The organism is Dysgonomonas sp. HDW5A, from assembly GCF_011299555.1.
In the GTDB taxonomy this organism is placed as follows: domain Bacteria; phylum Bacteroidota; class Bacteroidia; order Bacteroidales; family Dysgonomonadaceae; genus Dysgonomonas_A.
Genome location: NZ_CP049857.1, coordinates 4,107,402 through 4,133,480, shown reverse-complemented (window position 1 = coordinate 4,133,480; position 26,079 = coordinate 4,107,402). Strand labels below are relative to the sequence as shown.

Annotated in this window: 21 protein-coding genes, 1 tRNA gene and 1 riboswitch; of the genes, 20 read left to right on the top strand and 2 right to left on the bottom strand. The window is 34.9% G+C overall.

Annotated features, from left to right (window positions below; all coding sequences use genetic code 11):
- Nucleotides 1-110: 110 nt before the first annotated feature.
- Nucleotides 111-1,190: a tRNA 2-thiouridine(34) synthase MnmA gene (gene mnmA, locus G7050_RS17095; protein WP_166117476.1), complete on the top strand. Its 1,080-nt coding sequence runs from the start codon at nucleotides 111-113 to the stop codon at nucleotides 1,188-1,190.
- Nucleotides 1,191-1,222: 32 nt separating this feature from the next.
- Complete coding sequence (locus tag G7050_RS17090) at nucleotides 1,223-1,861, top strand: trimeric intracellular cation channel family protein (RefSeq protein ID WP_166117475.1); 639 nt, start codon at nucleotides 1,223-1,225, stop codon at nucleotides 1,859-1,861.
- Here the strand turns inward: G7050_RS17090 and G7050_RS17085 are convergent.
- Complete coding sequence (locus G7050_RS17085; protein ID WP_255499202.1) at nucleotides 1,858-2,268, bottom strand: iron chaperone; 411 nt, start codon at nucleotides 2,266-2,268, stop codon at nucleotides 1,858-1,860. The genes G7050_RS17090 and G7050_RS17085 overlap by 4 nt on opposite strands.
- Before the next feature lie 679 nt (nucleotides 2,269-2,947).
- On the opposite strand from G7050_RS17085, the gene G7050_RS17080 reads away from it, so the two are divergent.
- From G7050_RS17080 to G7050_RS17015, 14 genes are all read left to right on the top strand, one after another.
- Nucleotides 2,948-3,700 carry an endonuclease/exonuclease/phosphatase family protein gene (locus G7050_RS17080; protein ID WP_166117474.1) on the top strand — a complete coding sequence of 251 codons (753 nt, stop codon included), beginning with the start codon at nucleotides 2,948-2,950 and terminating at the stop codon, nucleotides 3,698-3,700.
- A 125-nt stretch (nucleotides 3,701-3,825) separates the two neighbouring features.
- Nucleotides 3,826-4,461, top strand: a complete 636-nt coding sequence (locus G7050_RS17075; protein ID WP_166117473.1) for a peroxiredoxin — start codon at nucleotides 3,826-3,828, stop codon at nucleotides 4,459-4,461.
- A 436-nt stretch (nucleotides 4,462-4,897) separates the two neighbouring features.
- Nucleotides 4,898-6,835: an NAD(+) synthase gene (locus G7050_RS17070; protein WP_166117472.1), complete on the top strand. Its 1,938-nt coding sequence runs from the start codon at nucleotides 4,898-4,900 to the stop codon at nucleotides 6,833-6,835.
- A gap of 116 nt (nucleotides 6,836-6,951) precedes the next feature.
- Nucleotides 6,952-8,367 (top strand): OmpP1/FadL family transporter, encoded by a 1,416-nt coding sequence (locus tag G7050_RS17065; RefSeq protein ID WP_166117471.1) that lies wholly within the window; start codon nucleotides 6,952-6,954, stop codon nucleotides 8,365-8,367.
- Between the two features lie 334 nt (nucleotides 8,368-8,701).
- Complete coding sequence (locus tag G7050_RS17060) at nucleotides 8,702-10,120, top strand: hypothetical protein (RefSeq protein WP_255499201.1); 1,419 nt, start codon at nucleotides 8,702-8,704, stop codon at nucleotides 10,118-10,120.
- A gap of 34 nt (nucleotides 10,121-10,154) precedes the next feature.
- Nucleotides 10,155-11,582: a LysM peptidoglycan-binding domain-containing protein gene (locus G7050_RS17055; protein ID WP_166117469.1), complete on the top strand. Its 1,428-nt coding sequence runs from the start codon at nucleotides 10,155-10,157 to the stop codon at nucleotides 11,580-11,582.
- Nucleotides 11,583-11,587: 5 nt separating this feature from the next.
- The gene (locus G7050_RS17050; protein ID WP_370521996.1) at nucleotides 11,588-13,084 is read left to right on the top strand and encodes an MBOAT family protein; all 1,497 of its coding nucleotides are present in this window, start codon (nucleotides 11,588-11,590) and stop codon (nucleotides 13,082-13,084) included.
- A gap of 132 nt (nucleotides 13,085-13,216) precedes the next feature.
- Nucleotides 13,217-13,374: riboswitch (cobalamin riboswitch) on the top strand.
- A gap of 130 nt (nucleotides 13,375-13,504) precedes the next feature.
- Nucleotides 13,505-15,499 carry a TonB-dependent siderophore receptor gene (locus G7050_RS17045; RefSeq protein ID WP_166117467.1) on the top strand — a complete coding sequence of 665 codons (1,995 nt, stop codon included), beginning with the start codon at nucleotides 13,505-13,507 and terminating at the stop codon, nucleotides 15,497-15,499.
- A 20-nt stretch (nucleotides 15,500-15,519) separates the two neighbouring features.
- A complete protein-coding gene (locus tag G7050_RS17040; protein ID WP_166117466.1) occupies nucleotides 15,520-16,614 on the top strand; it encodes a YncE family protein in 1,095 nt (364 codons plus the stop codon).
- A gap of 51 nt (nucleotides 16,615-16,665) precedes the next feature.
- Complete coding sequence (locus G7050_RS17035) at nucleotides 16,666-17,757, top strand: YncE family protein (RefSeq protein WP_166117465.1); 1,092 nt, start codon at nucleotides 16,666-16,668, stop codon at nucleotides 17,755-17,757.
- Nucleotides 17,758-17,812: 55 nt separating this feature from the next.
- Nucleotides 17,813-18,949 carry an ABC transporter substrate-binding protein gene (locus G7050_RS17030; RefSeq protein WP_166117464.1) on the top strand — a complete coding sequence of 379 codons (1,137 nt, stop codon included), beginning with the start codon at nucleotides 17,813-17,815 and terminating at the stop codon, nucleotides 18,947-18,949.
- Between the two features lie 67 nt (nucleotides 18,950-19,016).
- A complete protein-coding gene (locus tag G7050_RS17025; RefSeq protein ID WP_166117463.1) occupies nucleotides 19,017-20,054 on the top strand; it encodes an iron ABC transporter permease in 1,038 nt (345 codons plus the stop codon).
- Between the two features lie 21 nt (nucleotides 20,055-20,075).
- Nucleotides 20,076-21,080: an ABC transporter ATP-binding protein gene (locus G7050_RS17020; protein WP_166117462.1), complete on the top strand. Its 1,005-nt coding sequence runs from the start codon at nucleotides 20,076-20,078 to the stop codon at nucleotides 21,078-21,080.
- A 77-nt stretch (nucleotides 21,081-21,157) separates the two neighbouring features.
- Nucleotides 21,158-21,592, top strand: coding sequence for an energy transducer TonB (locus G7050_RS17015; RefSeq protein WP_166117461.1), 435 nt, complete (start codon nucleotides 21,158-21,160; stop codon nucleotides 21,590-21,592).
- A gap of 53 nt (nucleotides 21,593-21,645) precedes the next feature.
- On the opposite strand, the gene G7050_RS17010 is transcribed toward G7050_RS17015, so the two are convergent.
- Nucleotides 21,646-21,906, bottom strand: coding sequence for a type B 50S ribosomal protein L31 (locus G7050_RS17010; RefSeq protein ID WP_166117460.1), 261 nt, complete (start codon nucleotides 21,904-21,906; stop codon nucleotides 21,646-21,648).
- A 318-nt stretch (nucleotides 21,907-22,224) separates the two neighbouring features.
- On the opposite strand from G7050_RS17010, the gene G7050_RS17005 reads away from it, so the two are divergent.
- The 4 genes from G7050_RS17005 (at nucleotide 22,225) to G7050_RS16990 (ending at nucleotide 26,000) form a co-directional block, all read left to right on the top strand.
- The gene (locus G7050_RS17005; protein ID WP_166117459.1) at nucleotides 22,225-23,397 is read left to right on the top strand and encodes a lactonase family protein; all 1,173 of its coding nucleotides are present in this window, start codon (nucleotides 22,225-22,227) and stop codon (nucleotides 23,395-23,397) included.
- A 278-nt stretch (nucleotides 23,398-23,675) separates the two neighbouring features.
- Nucleotides 23,676-25,106, top strand: a complete 1,431-nt coding sequence (locus tag G7050_RS17000) for a DUF3078 domain-containing protein (protein WP_166117458.1) — start codon at nucleotides 23,676-23,678, stop codon at nucleotides 25,104-25,106.
- Nucleotides 25,107-25,223: 117 nt separating this feature from the next.
- Nucleotides 25,224-25,296: transfer RNA gene (locus tag G7050_RS16995), tRNA-Met, on the top strand.
- Between the two features lie 71 nt (nucleotides 25,297-25,367).
- The gene (locus G7050_RS16990; protein ID WP_166117457.1) at nucleotides 25,368-26,000 is read left to right on the top strand and encodes a Vat family streptogramin A O-acetyltransferase; all 633 of its coding nucleotides are present in this window, start codon (nucleotides 25,368-25,370) and stop codon (nucleotides 25,998-26,000) included.
- Nucleotides 26,001-26,079: the final 79 nt, after the last annotated feature.

Sequence of the window (26,079 nt, the reverse complement as noted above, 5' to 3'; positions counted from 1 at the left end):
ATCAGAGCCTTTATCTCCAATCGGTCTGATAGGGCGCAAAGTGATAAATAGGTCTTAGACCTGATTGAATATTTAAAGAAATAATGACCAAAGGAGGTCGCTTTTAGAAAATGAAAATAGCAGCTCTTGTATCGGGAGGCGTTGATAGTTCGGTAGTTGTTCACCAATTGAAAGAACAAGGTTACGATCCTACCATTTTTTATATACGTATTGGTATGGAGGATAAAGACGGTTATATCGACTGTCCTGCCGAAGAGGATATAGAAATAACAACTTATATTGCTAAAAAATATGGTTGTAAAATGGAGGTTGTATCTCTCCATGAAGAGTATTGGGAAAATGTGGTGAGTTATACCATCGAAGCTGTAAAAAGAGGTTTGACACCTAATCCTGATATTATGTGTAATAAGATGATTAAGTTTGGCTGTTTCGAACAAAAATGGGGACATGAGTTCGATAAGATAGCTACAGGTCATTATGCCACCACTACCGAATTGAATGGTAAAACATGGCTTTCCACAGCAAAGGATCATGTGAAAGATCAAACTTATTTCTTGGGACAAATAGATTATCTGCAAGCATCAAAACTCATGTTTCCGATAGGTAATTTGTTGAAAAGTGAAGTTCGAGCTATTGCAGCCGAGCAAGGATTACCATCGGCTTTAAGAAAAGATAGTCAGGGAATTTGTTTTCTGGGTAAGGTCAATTACAATGACTTTATCGGCAGATACTTGGGCGAACGTCCGGGTAAAATTGTAGAACTTGAGACAGGAAAAGTTTTAGGTCGTCATAATGGTTATTGGTTCCATACCATAGGGCAGCGAAAAGGTTTAGGCTTAGGCGGAGGACCTTGGTTTGTGATCAAAAAAGATGTAAAACGAAATATAATATACGTCTCTAATGGGTATGATCCTGAGACACAATACGGAAAGACTGTAAATTTGGGAGGTTTCTCATTTATAACTGAAGATATTTGGGGCGATTTTGACGATAAAAAAGACATTACTTTTAAAGTACGTCATACGCCTGAATTTACAACAGGAACTATTGAAAAAATAGGTGATATATATCGTATTCAATCAGATGAGAAGATACAAGGTATTGCTGCCGGACAGTTTGGTGTTGTATATGATAAAGAATCGAAGTTATGCTTGGGGAGTGGCGTAATAGCCGATGAGCAGGCTGATTAAGGTAGTACCATTTATTGCTTAATGTTTGGCATATGAATCAGATTACTGATTTTTGGAATAATATTCAATTTGTTGATATCATTGAGTTCTTAGGAACATTTGCTTTTGCTATAAGTGGTATCCGCTTGGCTTCGGCTAAGAGATTCGATTGGTTTGGAGCCTTGGTTGTAGGACTGGTTACGGCAATAGGAGGGGGGACTTTAAGGGATCTTCTTTTGGGTATTACCCCTTTCTGGATGCTTTCGAGTGTATATCTTTGGTGTACGGTATTGGCTTTGTTTTGTGTGATTGTATATCGCAAAATTTTGGTAAGGCTGAATAATACATTTTTTTGGTTCGATAGTATTGGACTGGGATTATTTGTTGTCGTGGGTGCCGAGAAAACATTGGCTCTGGGATATGCTCCCTGGGTAATTGTAATAATGGCAACTATTACGGGGGTAGTTGGAGGAATTATTCGAGATATTCTGATCAATGAAATACCCATTATTTTTACTCAGGAACTGTATGCAGTCGCCTGTATAATGGGAGGACTCTTATTTTGCTTGTTGAATTATTGGGGAGTAAGCATGCCTATAGTTCAGGTATCTACAGCGATATTTGTATTTGTTATACGTATTTTGGCAACTAAATTTCATTGGAGGCTGCCCATTCTAAAAGGAGATGATTAGCTTTTATTTGTTGGTGATTTAGATGCTTGTTTTTTCTGTTGTTTTGCTAAATTTTCAGCTACCCTAAATTTTACTATTTTCTTTATTAATGCAATTGGAAGTGGTTTATCGAGAGAGAAACGGATCGTTCCTTTAGAGGTTTTATAATCTGTTAATTCGTTTTTAAATACTTCTATTGCTTCTGCACCGGGAAATAGGCTGACATGTTTTGTAAAGCCACCAAAGTAAACTACCATACCATTTTGTTTATAAGCCGGCATGTCGTAACTAATGACTTCTTCGGCTTGTGGTGCGGCTTGTTTGATAGAACTTCTTAGTCGTTCTAAGTATTCCTTTACTTCAGGAATTGCTACAGCAATGTATTCATCAACTGTTGTAGGTTTGGGCATGTCTGTTTTTGATTTCATGATTGTCTGAAATTAAAGTATTTATGCGATTCAGTAGTTGATCTGTTATGTTTATGTTCTATTATTCTAACGTTCATTTTACTACGCGCAATCAGAGATTGCTTGTATTCCTTTTGCCCAAAGCCGCAAAAGGAATCAAAAAGGCTTTGTGCTGCGTGGCTCGCCTGTCTGACCTAAAGCTTACAGGCTAAACTAAACCTACTGCCTGTCGGCACGTTTAGTTTTACGCCTGCTTCGCTTGTCAGCCAACGGCTACTCCACTGATGCACTTCGGCTGATGCACGCAAACAACTATTGTCCGTCAGGCTTCCCGACCTTGGCGTTTGCACGGGGTACCCGCAGGACGAATGAAAGCGTTAAGAAACAAAAGGATATTGTCGTTAAACGTTTTTCTTTTGTTTTAGCTTTCGGGTCCGTAGCGGGTCGCGCAAAAAGGCACAGTCTTGATCTTTTGTTTCGTTTTGCATCAAGGCAAAATGAAAAACAAACCCATAAGGGTGCGTTAGAATAATAGAACATATAATCCCAACTACTGATTGACATTATTTATTTATAACGCAATGAATCAGGAAATGTTTCACTTTGAATTGTATATTTGTCTAGTGTATAATACGTAATTCGAAATATCATTAGATATCAATACTTTTTATTATCACCTTATATCTAATTTATTAACAATATGAAAACTCAACTAATTTTTGTATTAACTGCTCTTTTATTTTTCATTTCAGTTGAAGCCGATTCTCAAAACGATCTGCGTATTATGACTTATAATATACGGAATGGGATGGGGATGGATATGAAACCTGATTATAAGCGAACGGCTGATGTTATCAATCGATTTCATCCGGATATTGTAGCCATTCAGGAAATAGATAGTGTTACTAACCGTAGTAGTAAACGTTTTGTGTTAGGTGAACTGAGTGAATTAACAGGAATGCATTACTCTTATGCTCCGGCTATACATTATGATGGAGGAAAATATGGGATAGGGGTATTGTCAAATGAAAAACCTTTGCATGTTCATTATTTGCCATTGCCGGGAAGAGAAGAAGCCCGTGTTCTGCTTATTGCAGAGTTTGACAAATTTGTTTTTCTGGTTGTACATTTTTCTCTTACTTCCGAAGATCAGTTGACTTCAATCGGTATTATTCAGCAGGAATTGGCGAAAATAAAGAAACCTGTATTTATTGCAGGTGATTTTAATGCACATCCGGATTCTGATGTAATGAAACTTCTGAGTAAAGATTTCAAGATTTTGACACCTCCCGAAAAAACATATCCGGCAGATAAACCCGAAGAGTGTTTAGATTATATTGCTATAGATAGACGCAGTTATAAGTATGTATTATTTCAAAATAGTTTTGTGGTAAATGAGCCTGAAGCATCAGATCACAGACCTGTATTGTTGGATGTGAAATTATCTCGCTAACTGGCTCTGAATAATGAATCCCGATTGGTTCTACCTATGAGTATATAGCGAATATCTATTTGATTTGTTTGGCTGGAATTTGTTTCTTTGTAATAAGAAAAACAAACTAAATTAGTTGAAAAATTATGGCAGTATTAGTAGGAAAAAAAGCTCCTGTATTTAATGTAAGTGCAGTTGTTAACGGTAATGAAATTGTAGAAAACTTTTCATTAGACCAATTTTTAGGAAAAAAATATGTAGTATTTTTCTTCTATCCGGCAGATTTTACATTTGTATGCCCAACTGAATTGATCGCATTTCAGGATCAAATTGCAGAATTCGAATCTCGTAATGTAGCTGTAGTAGGCGCTTCAACCGACTCAGCTTTCTCTCATTGGAAATGGCTTCAAACACCACAAAACCAAGGTGGTATTCAAGGGGTGAAGTATCCTATTATTTCAGACCAAACATTGATGGTGTCTAAAAACTATGATGTATTGGCTGGTGATACAGATTATAATGACGAAGGTGAAGAAGTATTTGTAGGTGCTCCACAAGCTTACCGTGGTCTATTCTTGATCGACAAAGAAGGTATTGTACGTCATCAAGTTGTAAATGATATGCCTCTCGGACCTAGTATTGAAGAAACTCTTCGTTTGGTAGATGCACTTCAATTTACAGAAGAGTATGGCGAAGTATGTCCTGCAAACTGGAAAAAAGGAAAACAAGGTTTGAAAGCTACTCAAGAGGGTATTTCAGATTACTTATCGCATAGCCACTAATAAGTTCAGTTTTATTTGTAATATTTGCATATGAAGTAAGCCGTAACAAGTTAATTGTTGCGGCTTACTTTTTTAGGGATAGGTTTATCTATGAATAATAAGAGAACTTTAGAGTATATAGGTGACAAAAAAATATCCTTCAAAAAAGTGTCACTTTTGTCACCTTTGTAACTTTTTTAGATTTTATTTATTGAATAACAGAGGTTTAATAAATGGACAAAAGTGTATCAAATAAAGAAAATTGTCACCTTTCTGTGTAACTTTATGAATACATTTGATGGGATTTAGACTTTTCTAAATTGATTATTTGTTATAAAATAGTAAGTTAGATTTAGTTAGTATTTAGAATAGAAGTGTAACCTTTGTGTTTAGTAAATGCAATAAGCGTTGATTTGAATTTTGTTTCGTAATTTTGTGTAAAACTAAGTTGGCAATAATGGATAATTATGGGTATGTACGAGTGGCAGCGGCTTCGCCTCGGTTGAAGGTTGCAGATTGTGCTTTTAATACAGACGAAATATTGAAAGTAGTAGCTGATGCCGAAAAGCAAGGAGTTTCGGCTATTGTGTTTCCCGAAACCTGTATAACCTCGTATACAGCTCAGGATTTATTGCATCAGCGTGCATTATTAGACGAAACATTGTATTCTTTAGAAAGAATACGTCTGGCTAGTGAACAATCGTCGATAATCATAATAGTGGGTATGCCTCTTGCAATCAGTAATAAATTGTATAATGTAGGAGTCGCTGTTAATTATGGAAAGATACTAGGTGTTGTTCCTAAGACTTTTTTACCAAACTATAATGAGTTTTACGATAAACGCTGGTTTTCTTCTCCCCGAGAATTGACAAGTGATACTATTGAGTTATGCGGTCAAGATGTCCCTGTTGGTACAGACCTTATTTTTCAGACTCCCGACTTCAATTTTGCTATCGAAATATGTGAAGACCTTTGGACACCTCTCCCTCCGTCAAGTATACATTCGTTGTATGGAGCCGAGGTTATTTTCAATCTGTCGGCAAGTAACGAAACCATAGGTAAACATTCTTATCGGAAATCGTTGGTAAGCCAACAATCTGCCCGATGTATTGCAGGCTATGTATATGCCGCTGCCGGAAATGGTGAATCTACTACTGATATTGTTTTTGGTGGAAGTAGTCTGATTGCCGAAAATGGAGAAATTATAGCAGAAGGCAAACGTTTTTCTTTTGATAGTGAACTTTGTGTTAGCGAAATTGATGTCGATCGCTTAAGAAACGATCGCTTAAAAAATAAATCGTTTTCCGTTTCAGAATATAAGAACCTCGATCAGGTAAGATATCGTACTGTTAAGGTTGGAACATCTAAAGTTGATGCCGACTTTAGGTTAACACGATTAATAAACAAGACACCATTTGTTCCATCTCCTTTGAATTTGGATGAAAGATGTTCTGAAATTTTCGCTATACAAGTAGGCGGGTTAACTAAGCGTTTATTGCATACCAATTGTCAAACTGTAGTAGTAGGTGTATCGGGCGGTTTAGATTCTACACTTGCTTTACTAGTGATGGTGAAAGCTTTCGATAAACTGAATATTTCTCGAAAGAATATATATGGTATTACTATGCCCGGTTTTGGAACTACCGACCGTACGTATAATAATGCTTTAGATTTGATGAAATCGTTGGGGGTGACAATCAAAGAAATATCTATACGTGATGCGGTTATTCAACATTTCAAGGATATAGACCACGATGAAACTATTCATGATATAACTTATGAAAACTCTCAGGCTCGTGAGAGAACCCAGATATTGATGGATTATGCCAATAAAGTAAACGGACTTGTTATAGGAACGGGAGACTTGTCCGAATTAGCTTTAGGGTGGTGTACTTATAATGGCGACCATATGTCTATGTATGCTGTCAATACAGGTATTCCCAAAACATTGGTAAAAACTCTTGTTCGCTGGATTTCCGATACACAGTTAGATATAGCTTCAGAACACATCCTTCTGGATATTTTGGATACTCCTGTAAGTCCCGAATTATTACCAGCCGGGAAAGATGGCAAGATCGTACAAATTACGGAAGATACTGTAGGCCCATATATTTTGCATGATTTTTTCTTATATAATATGCTTCGTTTTGGTTATGAACCTCTGAAAATATACTTTTTGGCTCAGTATGCATTTAAGGACGATTATCAGAAAGAAGAGATCCTTAAATGGTTAAAAGTTTTTTACCGTAGATTCTTTTCACAACAGTTCAAGCGTTCATGTATTCCCGATGGGCCTAAAGTTGGTTCGATAAACCTTTCTCCACGTGGTGATTGGCGTATGGCAAGTGATGCCTCTGCTGCTTTATGGTTGAAACAATTGGACGCACTGCAATAGTTGTGTATGCAATATGAATCTTGTGTATCAGCTAATTAAATTGTTTTAGTTTCTTTTGAAACTAAAATTAATATTAATACATTTGCTGCCCAATTTCAATTTTATTAATAGAATTCATGAATAAATCAAAATTAGTAGCTATTGCTGCTCTTTGTATGTCGACCTCTGCATTATTTGCAGGAGGAATACTTACCAATACCAATCAAAGCGTTCACTTTCTCAGAAATCCTGCTCGTGATGCTTCTACCGAAATTGATGCAGTCTATACGAATCCGGCAGGTTTAATAAAGCTTACAGATGGATTCCATTTCTCTTTTTCTAATCAAAGTGCATTTCAAACACGAACTATAACGTCAACTTCTCCTATATTCAAAATGAATGGAGGCTTAGATACCAAAACATTTGAAGGTAAAGCTTCCGTACCTATTATCCCAAGTTTACAGGGTGCTTATAAAAAGGGCAAATGGGTATTGTCCGGATCTATTGCTATATCCGGCGGTGGTGGAAAAGCTACTTTCAATGATGGACTACCTTCGTTTGAAGCTTTAGCTGGTAGTAGTGCTGCTTTGGTTCAACAAACTCAAGCGGTTACAAAACTTACAGCTAATAGATATCAGGTAGATCAATATATGAGAGGCTCTAATATGATTATTGGAGGTCAATTGGGTGGAACATATAAAATCAATGATATGTTTTCTGCTTATGCAGGTTTCAGACTGAATATTGTAAGAAACTCATATGAAGGATATTTGAGAGGATTAAAATTAAATTTGACTCCGGTTGGTTCTGAGTTTTCTCAGAATATGGTGTATGCAGATCAACTTTTAAATCAAATTGCTGCTGGTGCTGCAGCCGATCCGGTAAAGCAACAACAGATACTTTTGATGGCAAAGGCTTCTAGTGATGAGGGAGCAATGCTTGATAGTAAGCAAAGCGGTTGGGGAGTTGCTCCTATATTAGGATTTAACTTCAATCACGATAAACTGAACATTGGTGTTAAGTATGAGTTTAAGACTTCTTTGGATGTTGAAAATAATACAAAGAGAGACGATACAGGTATGTTCTCTGATGGTGTTAATACTGCACATGATATTCCTGCTTTGTTAACTATAGGTGCTTCTTATAAATTTACGGATAAGCTGTTAGCTAGTGTTGGTTATCATTGCTTTTTTGATTCACATGCTAAAATGGATAGCGATAAGCAAAAGGATGCAGGTTCAACCAATGAGTATCTGGCAGGTTTGGAATACCAAATAGATAAAATGTTTTTGGTTAGTGCCGGAGGACAGATTACAAGATATGGCGTTGGCGATATTTTCCAAAAAGATTTAAGTTTCTCATGTAATTCATATTCTATTGGTCTTGGGGGTGCTGTAAATGTTTCTCCTTCAGTACGAATCAATGTTGGATATTTCTGGACAACTTATTCAGACTATACAAAAAATTCACCGGTACCGCCGGCAGTTATATCCAAAGATATATTCTCCCGAACAAATAAAGTATTTGGTGCAGGAGTTGATTTTTCATTCTAAGGTTGCAGAACTGACTTTTATTACTTTCAGAAGTATACTGGTTAAGGTTGTAGCTACAGATGTTAAGCATAGAAATAAACTTTACCTTCCTAATATACAAATGACGAAAATTGTATTATAAAAAACTGCCGAGAGGCAGTTTTTTTGTTAAATACTATATCTGAAATTTGAATAAAGTAACTAGCTTTGCATCGCATTTTTAAACACACGGTATAATTGACGTATTGGACTCTTAATTTGTTGTTAATGAATTAAGTACTTTCAACTATTTATTATCAGATTATTTCAATGTTTATCAAAGTAATAAATAGGTCTGTGACCTTTATATATGGGTATGGAGCAAAAAACTAATAATTATTTTTTTAAGTCGTTTTTGACAATTGTTATTGCTATAGGCATATTTTGGGGACTTAAGCAGGTTTTGCCGGGCAGACTATTTCCCGAAAGTACTGCTGCAATTTCGGGGATAGTTATTGATAGCTTGGCATTGGATGCTATGTCTAACGATTCGTTATCGATATCAGAGGGTGATTCTTTAGTAAGTGACACGTTAATTAACAGAGTTAAGATAGAGACTTCGGATAATAGTGAAGGCATTGGTAACTTAGTGAATTTTTACGAAAAACTATATGATCTCGAAACTTCAGGAAAAGGCAAAGTTCGCATAGCTTACTTTGGCGATTCGATGAATGACGGCGATTTGATTGTTCAGGATATTCGCAGTGCATATCAAAATCAATATGGAGGTAAAGGAGTCGGATTTGTAGGAATAACTTCTCTTTCTGCATCAGCCAGATATTCTGTAACCCATCAATTTTCCAAAAATTGGGAGACCCAGTCTTTTCTGAATGTAAAGAAGCCTAAGCGAGCATTTGGCGTTGACGGACAGGTTTCGTTTGTACCACGTGGAAGTCAGACCTGGTTAAAATATACAGCGAATGACGTAGCTAATGCAACGCTATTATATAATCCAACCTTGTTTTATGGTAGCTCTTCAAATCATAATGCTTCAGTAAATATTTCTTTTAGTAAAGATTCTACGGTACGCTACGAATTGATTACTTCCAAGCTTTTGAATACCTTGAAATTATCACCTTCAACTAAAACATTAAAGGCTACTTTCGAAAAAGCTGATTCTATTCCTTTCTATGGTATCAACTTTGATGATGGATCAGGTGTGCATGTCGATAATTTCTCATTGCGTGGCAACTCTGGTTTACCCCTTTCTTTGTTTAATAAAGACTTGATGAATGCACTTGATAGGGTCTTAAACTATGATCTTATAGTCTTGCAATATGGCACAAACGTATTAGGATATGGCACTACAGATTATAGTTGGTATGAATCTAAAATGTCGGGAGTTGTAAATCATTTGCAACAATGTTTTCCTAATGCAAGTATCCTGATTATCTCGACAGGTGACAGGGCTGTAAAAACAAACATGGAGATGCAGACCGATAAGGCGGTAGAGCCATTAGTTAAGCATCAGAAATTATATGCAGAGGGTACTCATTCCGGCTTTATAAATTTATATACCTTAATGGGTGGTTATGGTTCGATGGTAAAATGGGTACAAGAAAATCCGTCTTTAGCTAATAAAGATTATACTCACTTTAATCAAAAAGGAGCAAAAAAAATCGGAGGTCTTATCTATGGTGAATTAGATAAAGGCTATTTTGAATATAAAAAATTAAGAGAGTCGGGGCGAATCTCGGCTCGACCTAAAAATTCCACACAATCGGATGATTTATAAAAAAGCAATACTCTTCTTATTTATTTTTTGTACAGTGTCTTCAAGCATATTTTCCAAAGATGCAAAAGACGGTGTAAATAGTGATTTTAAGAATGTGAAATTGCTGGCTCCTGTATTTGAGAAATTATATCAGTTAGAGAAGAATAAGATAAGTAAAGTGAATATTGTTCATATAGGTGATTCGCATGTGCAGGCCGATATGTTTACCAATGTAATACGTCAGATTTTGCAAGCTAAATTTGGAAATGGAGGATATGGTTTTACTTTTCCTTATAGCTTAGCTAAAACCAACGGTACCAGCTATATTAAATATACCTCCAACACGATTTGGGAAAGTCGTCGTAATATTTATCCGGTGACGGATGTATGTGTCGGTTTAAGTGGAATAGGACTTTATACAAGTAGTCCCGATTTTGAAGTTAATATAGATGCAAACCCTTTGTATACCTTCAATAAGGTAAAGTTGCTTTACCCGACTAAGAATTCTTCATTTAAGATTAGTTTACCTGACACCGATTACCAAAGTGTAACAGCTAACGTGAGTGAGGTTACTTCACCTCCATCAACAGCCAAGAAGGATAATGATAAAATCGAAAACGAGAAGCCGAATTATATAATTCATAAGGTTGAGAGCAAAGAGACATTATACAGAATTTCACAGTTTTACAATGTTCCCATCGAAAAAGTAAAAGACTTAAATAATTTATCTTCGAATACGATAAGGGTAGGGATGGATTTGAAAATCCCATCAAAGGAAAAACCGGAGACAAAAATTGTTGCTATTCCTAAAGAGGTGAAAGAAGAACCGAAGAAAGAGATTTTGTTGAATACTATTCTTTCAAAAGAGAAAATATACGAATCGGAATTTATATTGCCGGTTTCATCTAATCAGTTAACTATTCTTCCAGGAAAAAAGGAATCTGAATATAATTTGAGCGGTATAATATTGGAAAATGATAAACCCGGAATTATTTATCATAGCATAGGTGTAAATGGAACAAAGGTTTCAGATTACAATAAATACCCTATGTTTTTTGATCAATTTCCTGCATTATCAACCGATTTACTTGTTATTTCACTTGGAACGAATGAGGCTTTTAATAAATGGACAACTCCTTACTATATTTCACAGATACAAATGTTTATAGATAAGGTAAGAAAAAATAATCCTAAGATGGTGATCTTATTAATGACACCCCCTCCTTCGTTATTCAAGAGAAGAACACCTAATACTTTTGTAGAGGGGTACGGAGAGGCGTTAAAGCAATTAAAGGATTGTGTTATATGGGATCTGTTGACTAAATTGGGAGGAGCTAAGGCTCCGCTCGAAAAAGAATTTGAGCCATTGATGGCGAAAGATAAAGTGCATTATACCAGAGAGGGATACGAAAAGCAGGGACAGCTTTTTGCTGCTCACTTCTTGGCTGCTTATGATAATTATGTAAAAAGTAGGACAAATTGAAAACTGTGTTAACTTATTTAGAATCTTATTTTTCTCTTTCGAGCGATCAAATACGATCGTGGTTTGAGTATGACCCAAGCAATCCGCTTTTATTTAGCACCAGTTTGTTTCTTGGATTTTTTCTGATCTTTTATTTGGTATATATCTTAACAAAGAAGTATGCACATTTTCGAACCGTGTATGTCTTTTTGTTTTCTATATTCTTTTATTATAAAGCAGGTGGAGTATATTTTATACTGTTGATATTATCAGCCCTGATTAATTATATTTTGTCAGAGGTGATGGACCTGTCTCCGAAGAAAAGTATCCGAAAATCAATTCTCACAATAACGGTCGTTCTCAACTTGCTGGTGTTGGCGTATTACAAGTATACCAACTTCTTTATCGATAATTTGAATGATTTATTTCACGGGAACTTTCAGTTACAGCATATTATTCTTCCTGTAGGGATATCTTTCTTTACCTTTCAGGCAATAAGTTATTCAATTGATTTGTATAGAAGGGAATTAAAGCCGGCAAAGAATGTGTTGGACTTTGCTTTCTATCTCTCTTTCTTCCCTCAGTTGGTCGCAGGCCCTATTGTTAGGGCAAAAGAGTTTTTACCTCAAATGTATCAAGAGATAAGCTTATCGAAAAAAGAGGCCGGGTTAGCTTTATTTCTGATAATCACAGGACTCATTAAAAAATCAGTAATCTCCGATTATATTTCATTGAATTTTGTCGATCGTATTTTTGATAGTCCCCTGAGTTATACCCCATTTGAAACCTTAATGGCTGCTTATGGATATACTCTGCAAATATATTGCGATTTTTCGGGTTACTCGGATATGGCTATTGGTATAGCATTATTAATGGGATTCAAGCTTCCCGAAAATTTCCGAACACCTTATAAATCGCTTTCTGTGACAGAATTCTGGCGTCGGTGGCATATTACACTATCAAGGTGGTTGAGAGATTATTTATATATTCCATTAGGCGGGAACCGCAAAGGGAAATTCCGCACTTATATTAATCTTTTTCTGACAATGCTTATTGGAGGACTTTGGCATGGTGCTGCTTGGAAATATATTGCTTGGGGTGCATTACATGGTGGAGCTTTAGCTGTAGAACGTCTGTTTAGGCAGTTTGTAAAGCTTCCTGAAAAAAATATTCTGGTCAATTTATTTTGTGGATTACTAACATTTCACTTCGTTGCTTTTTGTTGGATTTTCTTTAGGGCAGCAGATTTCGGTGTCGCAAGAACCGTTATCGAAAATATTACGAGGCTTGAATATAATCCCGAAGCATGGTTAACTGTAATTCAAGCATACAGGAATGTGTTCATCCTGATTTTTGCAGGTTTTATATTACACTTTACACCTAAACGCTTAAGTGATATGGTCGAAATGTGCTTTCTGAAACTTCCATACATCGGAAGAGCTATTATCGTAGGAGGAGTATTTTGGTTGGTGTATGCAACTGCTTCAAGCAGTACACAACCCTTTATCTATTTCCAATTTTAAGATCGTATACTCTTTGTTAATCAGGTAAGTATGTTAAAAAAGTGACTGATAATACAAGTACACAAGGTTGTCAACTTATAGAAAAAATAAATATTTAACATTCTTGTGTGTCGAGATTAATCTTTATAACATATCTTTGCAACGTTGTTTTGTTCCTGTAATTAGTATTAATAACAGGATTCAATAAGGGCAATCAGGTGAAAAACCTGAACAGACTCGCTACTGTAAGCATTTTATTTAGCAATAAAAAAATGTAAGTCAGAAAACCTGCAAGACGACAGATACTAAACAGCTTTCGAGAAATAGAGCTGAAGATCAAAAACTGTCGATTCATTCTTCTTTAGAATATTTCCATCGTAATTTCTTCATCATATTTTATCCGGAAGCTAAATCTATTATTGGTTTATTTGCTTTCTGTATATGAATTACTCTTATTTTCTGGTTGTTTTTTCTGTCTTTCAGCTTTTTTTCTTAGGAATAAATGCTCAGAGTAAAGATTCTGTACAAACACATCAGATTGATGAAGTAGTTGTAACTGCACAGATTAAACCATCAGCTTCTCTTTCGACCAACCTAATCCAAACCTTATCGGAATCAGATATAGACAAGACCGGAGTACTATCTGTTTCGGACGCTGTGCGTCGTTTCTCGGGAGTTGTCGTAAAAGATTTTGGAGGTATTGGAGGTATGAAAACAGTGGCTATCAGAGGTATTGGTTCTGAGCATACTGCAGTTTTATATGATGGAATCATTGTAAGCAATGCACAATCAGGACAAGTTGATATCGGAAGATTTTCATTGGATAATATTGCGATGCTATCATTGACAGTGGGGCAATCCGATGATATTTTCAGGACAGCCAAGGCTTCGGCTTCTGTTGGAGTATTAAGTATTACTACCAGAGAACCCTCTTTTACGGATAAAAGATATTCATTCCACACACAATTGGTTGCCGGATCATGGGGGCAATTTAATCCTTATTTATACTATGCATATAAATTGAATAAGAAATTTTCTTTTTCTCTCGATGGCAGTTGGCAAAGGGCAGATGGCAAGTATAGCTATGAAAGAAAAAATGTAGATGAAGTAATAAGGGAAAAAAGACAAAATACCGATGTCGATATTAAACGTACTGAGCTGAATATATTTGGCGAGTTAACCAAATCACAAAAACTGTCTGTAAAAGCATATTATTTTGATTCGGAAAGAGGATTGCCGGGAGCCATTATATTGTATTACAATAATAGTAATCAGCGTTTGTGGGATCGAAACTTCTTCACTCAGGCAAAATATATCAACTACATTAATGATAAGTTTAATTGGCAGATACAAGGTAAGTACGGACATGCGTATACACGTTATATCGATAAGGACGCAAAATATCCCGATGGTATATTAGAGGATATATATAAACAAGACGAATTATATCTTACAAGTACATTACTATATAATCTGGATAAAACAATCTCTTTTTCTTTTGCTCAAGATTATAGTTATAATACATTGACTGCTAATTTCTCGGGTTTTGCGGAACCTAACAGATCGACTTCGCTAACTTCTTTATCTGCAAAGTATGATGATAGGAATCTTACGGTTATTGCTAATTTATTAGGAACTTATATGAGCGAGAGTGTGGTTGTGGGGAGTAAGCCTGACAATAGAAAGAGATTGTCTCCTTCGCTCAGTTTATCTTACCGACCATTTAACTCTACAGGTCTTAGAGTGAGAGCTTCTTATAAAGATATATTTAGAGTTCCTTCGTTTAATGACCTTTATTACCATCGAATGGGTAATACGAGTCTGCGTCCCGAAAAAACACAGCAATATAATTTAGGATTAACCTGGTCAAATTCATTCTCAGAATTCTTCAATTATTTCAGTATAGCAGCAGATGTTTATCGTAACAATGTAAAAGATAAGATAGTGATTTATCCAGCTATGTTTGAATCGAAGGTCGTTAATCTAGGAAAAGTGAAAATTACAGGACTTGATCTTAATGTAAATACTCATTTTGAGATTAATAATAAATTAAACCTTCAGGTATCAGGCAGCTATACCTATCAGAAGGCAATAGATATAACCGATCCGGAGGATAAGAATTATAGAGATCAGATACAGTATACTCCAGAACATTCAGGTGCGGGATCGCTGACTCTCGAAAACCCTTGGGTTAATTTCGGATATTCATTTATAGCAAGTGGGAAAACATATGCAGAGCCACAGAATATCGAAAGAAACCGCATTGAAGGTTATGTTGACCATACTATTACATTAAACAGGACATTTCAACAGGGAAGATATAAGTTTCGTATACAAGGAGATATTGCCAATTTAGCAAATAAAACATATTATATAATAAAAGATTATCCTATGCCCGGCCGTTCTTATAGGATATTAGTAAGAATGAATTTTTAAGATTAAAGAATTAAACAAAAATGAAATCAAGAATACTTTTTTTTAGTACGTTAGTTTTTACAGTTTTATTTATTTTCTCATCATGTAGCGATGATGATAAGAATGATAATATAACTCCTCCTCAGTTAGTTCCTAATGGAGCATATGTTATTAATAGTGGAGGAAAAGGAAACAATGCAGCAAGCATTACATATTATGATTTAGATTCGAAACAAGTTAGAACCGGCATTTTTGAATCGGTAAATGGAATAGGTCTGGGCGATACCGGCGAAAGTATGATTGTGTATGGCAATAAAATATATGTTGCAGTTTATAACTCCGGGATTATTTATGTCTTGGATAAGAATTGTAAAATATTAAGTACTATACAAAGTGAGACGGCAGATAAGATCCAGCCACGCGAATTCGAAGCATATAATGGAAAAGTATATGTGAGTCTTTATGAAGGATATTTAGCCCGAATTGATACCACAACTATGAAGATCGACAAGAAGATTGCTGTAGGACCTAATCCGGAGAGTGTAAAAGCTGCTAATAATAAAATTTATGTAGCAAATTCAGGAGGTATGAATTCTAAAAACGGCTATAATAATACTGTTTCAGTAGTAGACCCTGAGTTAACTTCATCAAAGGAAATAGAAGTAGGTATGAATCCTCAGGAGTTTAAAATGGATAAATACAATAATTTATACCTGATCTCAAGAGGTAATTATAAAACGGATGAAACGGCTGTACCTAATAAACTGCAACAAATAAATACTACAACAGATAAAGTTACCGTATTGGAAGAAGGGCACTCATTTTTGATGTTTCCTTATGGCGATAAGTTGTATTTGGTGAATAAAGTATATGTAAACAGTATTCCGGTATCAACCGTAAGTTGCTATAATATTACAGAGAAAAAAGTTGTAGAAGAAAATTTTATAACAGATGGTACTGTAATATCGGATATATCGGGAATTGAATTTGAGCCTGCATCGGGTGATATATATGTATTAGCTGCCAATAAAAAGAATAATGGAGATGTGTATGTATTCTCTTCAGCAGGCAAATTACAAAACAAATTTGATACAGGAGGATCATATCCTATGGGTATCTCTTTTATAAAGAAATAATTTAGAAAATTTATTTAACAATTATAATTGTACTTTAAAATCAAACATAAAATGATAAAAAAGAATTTATTGTGGAGTATGCTCCTATTCGGAGCCACTCTAATCGGTTTTTCTTCTTGTAGTGATGATGATAACAATGATCCGGATATTCCTGTTGTAGAGTTTAATGGTGCTTATATCCTTAATGCCGGAAAATATGGCGGAAATTATGGAGCATTAACCTATTATGATTTTGGTTCGAAAAAAGTTTCAAATGTATTTGAATCCGCCAATGGTATAGGGCTGGGAGATACAGGTCAAGATATGATTATATATGGTAGCAAGACATATGTTGCGGTGTATGGTTCTGGTTTGATCTATGTTTTGGATAGCAATAATAAACTACTATCTACAATAAAAAATGATGCAGCAAGTCTTTTGGAAAAACTACAACCTCGTGCTCTTGAAAGCTATAAAGGAAAGGTGTATGTGACTTTATTTGATGGTTATTTAGCTCGTATTGATACTACAACATTAGCTATTGATAAACGCATAGCAGTTGGGCTTAATCCTGAGGCGGTAAAAGCTGTTAATAATAAGTTATATGTAGCCAATTCGGGAGGAATGAATTATAAAAATGGTTATGATAATAGAGTTTCTATTGTAGATGCAGAGTTGTCATCGAAGAAAGATATTACAGTTGCCGTAAATCCGTGTGAACTTAAAGTTGATAAATATAATAATTTATATTTAGTCTCTAGAGGTAATTATGGAGATGTGCCCAATACTCTTCAACAAATAAATACTAGTACAGATGCTGTAACTAAATTAGATGAAGGACGTTCGTATTCGGTATTTCCAGAAGGTGATAAACTATATATGTTGAAAAAAGAATATGATGCTAATTATAATCCATCGTCTTCATTTACATATTATGACATCGTAAATAAAAAAGTGGTAGAGCAAAGCTTTATTACCGATGGAACTGTAATAAAAGATATTAGCTTTATGAAATCTGAGTCTGCAACAGGCGATGTTTATATTTTAGCAGCTAATGGAACAAATAATGGGGATGGGTATATATTCTCATCGGAAGGAAAATTGAAATCTAAATTTGATACCGGAGCAGCTTATCCTATAGGTATCTGGTTTGTAAATAAATAATATAATTGTAACCAAAAGGAGTTGCCATGCAACTCCTTTTGATATATATATACATATGAGACATTCTATAATTTTATTATTTGTTTCGGTCTTATTGGTCTCTTGTTCCGGTAACGGTAACAAAGCATCTGTTGAGTCTGTAAATAATGCTGTTGATACAGTTTATACAGTAGAATATGCCAAAGGATTTACAGTCAAAAAGTATGCTGAGTATAAGGAAGTAACAGTTGTTGATCCTTGGGACTCTACCCGAATCTTACAGCGATATATTCTCGTAGATAAAAACAAGGCTCTACCTTCAAACTTGCCTCAAGGTACGGTTATTAGAACACCATTAAGTAGTGTGGTAGCTTATTCAACTATTCACTGTGCGACCTTAAATGAAATAGGAGTTCTTAGTACTGTGAAAGGGGTTTGCGAACCTCGGTATATTGATATAGATTATATTCAGGACGGAATAAAGAAGGGTACAATAGCCGATTTAGGACAGGCAGCTAATCCTGTTATCGAAAAGATTGTAGACGTTGATCCCGAAGCTATTTTTGCTACACCTATACAAGGGCGTACTTACGGGAGTATTGATAAAGCCGGCATACCCGTCATAGAAACTCCGGATTATATGGAACCTCTACCTCTTGGGCGTGCTGAATGGATTCGGTTTTATTCTTTATTTTTTGACAAAGAATCACAAGTTGATTCATTATTTAATAATACCGTAAGCAATTATAATGCAATCAAGGATAAACTGGCGTCGGTCAAAGACAAGCCTTCCGTATTTATAGACCTTATGTATGGAAATGTTTGGTATACTTCCGGTGGAGGTAGTTTTATTTCCAGAATGTTAAGTGACGCAGGTGCGACTTACATTTGGTCGGATGATGATAAAGTTGCTTCTACACCATTGGCTTTTGAGCAGGTATTGGACAAGGCAGGAGATGCACAGTATTGGTTGATAAAATATAATCAGCCTCATGATTTGACATATACTTCACTGGAAAAAGAATACAAGCCATATTCTTATTTCTCAGCTTTTAAAAATCGGAATATTTACGGTTGTAATGCCGGAAAAAAATCGTATTATGAAGACCTTCCTATACATCCCGATTATATATTAGAGGATTTTGCATATATTTTTCATCCTGACCTTTTTCCGGATTATATTCCTCGCTATTATAGTAAGATGGAAGAATAAAGATGTTTATTATTATCTTTGATTATAAATAAGTAATAAATAAGTCTGAGACTTTAGATATTTAAATTTGAAAACGAATCACCTTGCTAAATATATTGTTCCTCTGTTGATAGGGATTATTATTCTGTTTTTTGCAAATTTGTTTGTCGGATCAGTTAAGATACCATTTCAAGCTATTCTTGATATTTTGACAGGTGGTGAAGTTGTGAAAAAATCATGGGAGCATATTGTTCTCGAAGTGCGTTTACCTCAGGCTATTACAGCTTTGTTTACAGGGGGAGGAATAGCTGTTTCGGGTTTATTGTTACAGACCGCCTTTCGTAATCCATTAGCTGATGCTGGAATCTTAGGTATTAGTGCGGGTGCAGGACTGGGGGTTGCTATAGTGATACTATTGTTTGGTGGTATAGTAGGCAATACTGTGGGGTTTAGCTTGTCTGCTTCTATGACCGTTGTTGCCGGAGCTTTTGTTGGTGCCGGATTGATTCTTCTTATCATTATTGGCTTTGCGTCTATTGTAAAGAATAATATAATGCTGCTGATCATAGGTATTATGGTTGGTTATCTTACTTCTTCGGTTATTTCTTTATTAAAATACTGGAGTACGAGCGAACAAGTCTTTTCATATATGATTTGGGGTATGGGCGATTTTTCGGGTGTGTCCATGGCTCAGTTGCCCTTTTACTGCATAACGGTTTCAATCGGATTAGTATTGTCGATTTTATTAGTAAAACCTCTAAACGCATTGTTATTAGGAGAGAGGTATGCTGCAAATTTAGGAGTGAATATTAAGAGAATACGTTTTCTATTGTTAGTTTGTGCAGGTATATTGACCGCTGTTACTACAGCCTATTGCGGTCCTATCTCTTTTATAGGGCTGGCTGTTCCTCATATTGCACGTCTTATGCTGGGAACTTCTAATCATAAGTTTTTATTGCCCATGACTATACTTTTGGGTACATTTATGGCCTTATTATGCAACCTGATCAGTGTTATTCCCGGATCGGCAGGATTGATTCCTTTGAATGCAATTACGCCTATTTTTGGAGCCCCTGTAATTATCTATGTAATTGTCAACCAAAAGAAAATTCAATACTTCAACTAAAAAGTAGTATCATTAAGAGGAATGAACAAAGAACCTATTATATCAGCTCAGAATCTGAGTATTGGATATCCTAAGTCCCGTAATAGGAATACTTCGGTATTGTATGAAGATATGTCTTTTAAGCTATATGCTGGAGAGTTGACTTGTCTGTTAGGTTCTAATGGTGCAGGCAAATCTACCTTATTACGTACGCTTACAGGACTTCAATTATCACTGAGAGGAGATATATTATTACAGAAAAGAAGTATACATAAGTATTCGGAACAAGAACTATCAATGCTTTTAGGATTGGTATTAACCGATAAAACAGTTGTTGGAGGATTAACCGTTTCCGAACTTGTTGGTCTAGGGCGATATCCTTATACTGGATTCTTTGGTCGATTCACAAAAGAAGATCATAGAATTGTGGAGAAGGCAATGTATGATGTTTGCATTCTACATAAAAAAGATTCGTATGTTTCGGAACTGTCAGATGGTGAACGTCAAAAAGTGATGATTGCAAAGGCTCTGGCACAAGAATGCCCGATTATAATTCTGGATGAACCAACGGCTTTTCTGGATATTGTTAATCGTATTGAGATAATGAATTTATTGCATCTTATAGCCTCTACACAAAACAAAACGATTTTATTATCTACCCATGATATCGAGTTGGCTCTTACATTAGCAGACCGTTTATGGTTATTGGCCAGAGATAAAGGCTTGAAATGTGGGGTTACAGAAGATATCGTTCTTTCAGATGCTATTAATGAATATATTGGTAATGAATCAATTGTATTTGATAGAGAAACAGGACGCTTTGTCTCCGAAAATATTATCAAAAAGCAGATATATTTAGAAGCAGAAGGTGAATTGTATTATTGGACGAAGAATTTTTTGTTACGAAAAGGTTATTCTCTGATAGATACTCCTTCATGTGAATTTTCTATAAAATTACTAACGCGAACTCAGATAGTAGTTACTCAAAATAATCAAGAGGAAAGAATTTCCTCTTTTGAGGAATTAGATCTTTGGTTGAAACAGTAATTACTTCTTATGGAATTTCTTTTATTCTCTTCTCTATAAAATAGATGCTTTGGAACAAGATATAAATATATATTTATATGGAAAAGTTTATTTATATTACTTTATTCTCCTTTATCTTTATTAATCTAAATGCTCAGATAAGTATATTGAATAAAGAAATTGTTTCTGAGACAAAAAAAGATACACTTAGTATATACACTAGTGCAGAAGTCATGCCTCAATTTCCGGGAGGAGATGTCGAGATGATGAAATATATTGGTCGGAATTTAAGATATCCAAGCTCTGATCTATCAGAATTAATTGATAATGGACGGATCAATGTTCGTTTCGTGGTCAGAAAAACAGGGAAAATTGATAATATAACAATGCGAACACCATTAGCTAAAGCTTTTGAAGCAGAGGTTGTTCGATTTATGCAAAATATGCCTAAATGGATACCCGGCAAAATGAATGGTGAAAATGTAGACTGTTATTATACACTTCCTATTCTAATTCATTTTCAGACAAAATAAAAAAGCACCCCGAAATTCGGAATGCCTTAATGTATCATTATCAACAAGTAAAATTATTTTTTAACTTGTGTGCGTTTTGCGTAACGATTCATGAACTTATCAACACGTCCTGCAGTATCCACAAGTTTTTGTTTTCCTGTGTAGAATGGGTGAGACGAACTAGTGATTTCTAATTTGATTAGAGGATAAGTAACACCGTCTACTTCAATAGTTTCTCTTGCATTGATTGTTGAACGAGAAATTATAATTTCATCGTTTGACATATCTTTGAAAACAACTGGACGGTAGTTTTCTGGATGAATACCTTTTTTCATTGCTTATATTATTATTTTTTTAATTATTCTCTTTTCGGTCTGCAAAGATAGGCTTTTTTGAATAATAAAAAAATATTCGCTATCGAATTTTCTTACTAAAAAGGACTTGGACTCGAATTTTTATTGATTAAATTTGTTTATTCTATTTTTAGAGCTCTGATTTAAGGTTGTTCACTTTCTGTTTTCTCTTTTTAATTTATGATAACTATTCAATATGATGTTGTCAGTAAAAAAATAGATAAGTAGTAAATTATAATATATTAGCCCCAATAATAGAAAGGTTTATAGCCTTTAATAATTAAATAAATACAAAAAACTATGCTAAAAAAAGTTGTAGCTATATTCTCTTTTGCTTGTCTTGTTATAGGATGTGCAAATAAAAATACAAACAATGCTAATGCTGATAATCAGTCTATGGATCAAATTGAAAAGAGTAATACGGAAATGTATATGCTGGTAGGCACCTATACTTCGGGAGAAAGTAAAGGTATTTATGTTTATAAGTTAGATACTGTTACGGGTACATCTAAATATGTGAGTGAAATAAATGTGGATAACCCTTCTTATTTAGTGTTGGATCAATCGGAAAAGTTTGTTTATTCAGTAACAGAAGATGATGGTATTGAAACATCTGTAGCCAATGCTTTTTCTTTTGACAAGAAGGACGGGAAATTATCTTTCATTAATAAGCAGTTGACAGGTGGAGGTGCTCCTTGTTATATAAGTATTGATGCAAATGGGAAACACGTTATTACGGCTAATTATTTAGGAGGTAGTCTTACTTATTTTTCGGTGAATGAAAAGGGTGGATTGGAGCCCGCTTCCGAGGTGATTAGTTTTTCAGGAAAAGGAATTGATTCTGAACGTCAAAAACAATCTTATATTCACTGTGTACAATTTACTCCTGATGGAAAGTATTTGTTTGCAGATGATTTGGGTACGGATAAGATTCATAAGTTTAATGTAAATGAAACAAGTGATAAGTATTTATCGGTGGGTACACCTGCTGCATTTAATATAAAAGCTGGATCAGGGCCTCGTCATCTCAAATTTCACCCTAATAATAAATATGCGTATTTAATTACAGAACTTTCAGGCGATGTTATTGCTTTCAGTTATAATGATGGAAACTTAAGTGAAATACAAACCATCAAGGCTGATACATTGAATGCAAAAGGAAGTGGAGATATCGGAATTACTCCTAATGGTAAGTTCTTGTATGCCTCTAATAGATTGAAAGGTGATGGCTTAGCTATATTCTCAATAAACGAATCAGATGGAAAACTGACTAAAATAGGGTATCAATCAACAGGTATTCATCCTCGTAATTTTGCAATAACTCCCAATGGTAAATTATTGTTGGTTGCTTGTCGTGATAGTGATGTAATTCAAGTTTTTAAAATTAATGAGAGTACAGGGCTATTGGAGAATACAGAGCATGATATAACCTTAGATATGCCTGTTTGCGTGAAATTTGCCTCAGTACAATAATCAATCAGTATAAATAATGTTATAAATAGGAAGAGTTGTATGACTCTTCCTATTTACATTAACCCATTTAGATATTTAGAGGAATATTTCAGATGTAATGTGATATTATATTCTAAAACTATTTTTTACTGCAATAATTAATAAATTAACGATCTTAAATAACCTTTAGAGATAATAAAAGTATCGTTTTGGGAAAGTTTTATTATTATATTTGCAGCATTCGAATGTTATGTTTAATTCTTTAGCTCGATAGTTAAAAGAAAAGCAATCTAATCAAGATGAAAAATTCTTTATATTATATTCTGACATCAGTTCTTTTGTTATTATTCTCTTCGTCTTCTTATGCCGAATCTGTAAATTCGAAATTTAATGATAACGGTATTCCTGCATATACAAAGATTGAAAAAAAAGCGCCTCAAAGAGAGGAAATGCCAGTATTTCAAAATGATTCGGTTTTGGTATATACTAGAGGTGCGAATGGATTGATCATAGTTCCTCCTGTAGAGTGGGATCCTTTCCCTTATAATGTGAGCTTTAGAGATACTGTTATATATGATCCTCAATTTTTGCCGATTGTATTTGATGGGAAAATCTTACCACCACGCTTGAGCTTTATTCCTAAAGACTCGAAATTAGAAGGTCCTAAATTTCATTTGATACCGGAAGAAAATACTTTTGCTCCATTAATAAAGAGAGCTGAAGTTATTCACGCTCGTCGTAAAAATTTCTATATGGATATGAGCAATATTGGTGATGTCCGATATAATGCTTCTGTATTGAAGAGCATTCCTAAACTGAATGAAGAGGATGTTACTAAGCGTAACTTTCTTCATAATCTAATAGCTACAGATGATGCGATTCAGGTAACACCTGTGGAAATGACAAAAATTGATCCCGGATTTATTTATTGGGTTAAGAATGGAGAGCACGCTCTTCAGATTGCACAAAATCATATATCTGATAACTGGTATTCAGGTGGAAATAGTAGCTTTTTTATACGTAATTCTCATAAGGTTGCATTGAATTATGCAAAAGATAAGGTTACATTTAATAATACTATGGAATGGAGATTAAATTTGCAAGCTACTCCTTCAGACAAGGAGCATGATGTAAATATTAGTGAAGACTTATTTCGCTTAGAAAACATTTTAGGTTATAAAGCATATAATAATTGGTCTTATTCTACTCGTTTAGAAACTAAAACACAGTTTTTTAATACTTATCCCCTTAACTCTCGTGATAAGTATACTTCATTTTTGGCCCCTTTGGTCATGAATGCGAGTATTGGTATGGCTTATAAATTAGAAAAGAAATATAAGAGTGACAAAGCCAAAAAGTTAGATTTAGTATTGAGCCTGTCTCCGCTGTCAGTCAATTATATTTATGTTAGAGATGAAAATGTAGATGAAACGCGATTTGGTCTGGAAAAAGGAGAGCGGGCATTAACAGAAGTTGGTTCTTTGGTTAATACCAATCTAACTTTTAAGTTTAGCAGATATATGTCCTGGTCTTCTCGTTTCCGATATTTTACAAACTATAAAAGGGTGGAAGTGGAGTTTGAAAATAAGTTTGATATGATGTTTACTCGCCTTTTTTCTACAACGATATCTTTGAATACTCGATTTGATGACAATGTCCCCCGAGATAAAAAGCTTGGCTACCTACAGATTAATCAGCTTATAAGTTTCGGATTAAATTACAAATGGTAAGCATTTTTATTGTGTTGATGCTTAGTTGTATATGTGTTTTCTGGCAAAATAATATAAAAATAGTGTTCCAAAAGTTTGGACTGTATTGAAAAAGACGTATCTTTGTACTCGAAATATCGCGGGGTGGAGCAGTTGGTAGCTCGTTGGGCTCATAACCCAAAGGTCATCGGTTCGAGTCCGGTCCCCGCAACTCACAAGAAAAGCAATCTCATTTGAGGTTGCTTTTTTGTTATATTTGTATTCTCAATCAATACTCATGCTATGAATGGACCCAATCCCCAATCAATCTATCCAAATGAAAAAATAAAGCAGGTATGCTTTATTAAAAACGTGATCAAGAATCCTAATATTATAGTTGGAGACTACACCTATTATGATGACAAAGATGGTGCAGAGAGCTTTGAGGATCACGTGACTCACCATTATGATTTTATAGGTGATAAACTTATCATTGGTAAATTTTGTGCAATAGGCAGAGGTGTAGAATTTATAATGAACGGGGCAAATCATCAGATGAATGCCATAACTACTTACCCATTTAATATTATGGGTAAAGGTTGGGATAAGCTACTTATGAGTTTAGATAATCTACCAATAAAAGGGGATACAATAGTTGGGAATGATGTTTGGTTTGGGCAGAATGTAACTGTTATGCCTGGAGTAGAAATTGGAAATGGAGCTATCATTGCGGCAAACTCTGTTGTCGCAAAAAATATTCCTGCATACCATATTGTAGGAGGAAACCCCGCAAAAATTATTAGAAAACGATTTGATGATGAGCTGATTAATTATCTTCAACAGTTGGAGTGGTGGAATTGGTCACCTGAGAAAATAACAAAAAACTTAGACGTATTACTTAATCCTGATTTGGATAAAATAAGGTGTTTTGAGTAAAGCTGATAATCGTCTTCCAATCCTCGATAAAATTGTTCGATAATTCGATAGAGTGTTCAACTCACAAGAAAAGCAATCA